Here is a 1,291-nt window from a genome sequence, read left to right as displayed (position 1 = left end):
CCAATGCGTCCAGCGCAGCAACTGGCTGCGCATCTGTCAATCTGTTGGTCAATGGCCGCTATGGCGCGAAGGTTGCCATGAGCCCTGAAGAGGCAGGGTTGGGGCGCTTTGATCGGCGCACGGTGGTTGGCCTGCGCTGGGAGCATGATTTCAACAGCCACACAACATGGCGAAACCAGTTTACATACGATCAGCGCCATATCGACCAGCCAACGTCCCCTATGGCGTATGTCGGTCCTTATAATTCCTATAATGTAAGCAGCGACATAACCAACCATGTGCAACTTGCGGGCAGAGCGTTGGAAACATTTGCTGGCGTGAATTTTGATTATCTCGATTTTGGTTCACAGACTTACAACATCATGCCCCTGGGCGGTGCAACACGAGGGGCCATGAATTCCGAAAGCTACGGGCACCAGTGGAATCTCGGAGCGCGCTTTCAGGAAGACTGGCATTTTGCACCCGACTGGCACATTGTCGCCGGGCTTGGCGGCACATATTCCGATATTGGCGCAACCGAAACACTCTATGGCTACTCCGCAACGCTCAACACCCAGCGGGCCATCACAGCCAATCGTTTCTATTTCAATCTCGCGCCAGAAGGCGCGTTGATTTATACGCCATCAAAAGACTGGACGCTTCATACCCGTGTTGGCACAGCCTATGGCACCCCATCCTCTTCCAATCTTTTCATTACGCCACAGGGGGAATACGGGAACAATACACAACTGAAAAGCCAGACAAGTGTCGGCATTGATCTGGGCGCTGACTGGCATCCCTCTTCGACGATCAGCATTCAGGCAACAGGTTTTTACGAGTTTTATAAGAACGAACTGGTCAGCCAGTCTGCCGGTGTCAACACCGTTGGTTCCTACACTTTTAACGCACCCGCGTCCGAACATCGTGGTGTTGTTCTGGGTGTGGCGTGGAAGCCGTTGCCCAAAATGCTTCCCGGCGGTCGGGTTAAACTGAGCTACACCTATGATAACCAGATTTATACCAATTATACCGAAGTTCTTTCCAACAGCACGCTCTCACACAGCTTCAGCCGTAAAGGGCATTATATCCCCGGGGTCATTCCCAATTTTCTTAATGCCCGCTTTCTTTATGACCAGCCTGACGGTTTACTGGAAGGGCTGGGCGGATACGCGGAAGTCACGTGGCGTGATTCTTACTGGCTAGATAACGCCAATCGCCTGAAAGCGCCGGGGTATGCGCTGCTTAATCTTGAAATACATTATGATCCCCCCGCCCGGTTTGGCTGGGCACATCGTTTGCACTGGTATTTCGA

1 protein-coding gene is annotated in these 1,291 nt (G+C 52.5%); it reads left to right on the top strand.

Features of this window, described 5'->3' with window-relative positions; all coding sequences use genetic code 11:
- Window positions 1–1,291 (top strand): TonB-dependent receptor (locus tag CSR02_RS12220; RefSeq protein ID WP_143225578.1); only part of this gene is annotated, 1,291 nt, incomplete at both ends.

Origin of the sequence: Acetobacter pomorum (assembly GCF_002738225.1) — a bacterium.
GTDB lineage: Bacteria > Pseudomonadota > Alphaproteobacteria > Acetobacterales > Acetobacteraceae > Acetobacter > Acetobacter pomorum.
This window is presented reverse-complemented; position numbering and strand designations above follow the sequence as displayed.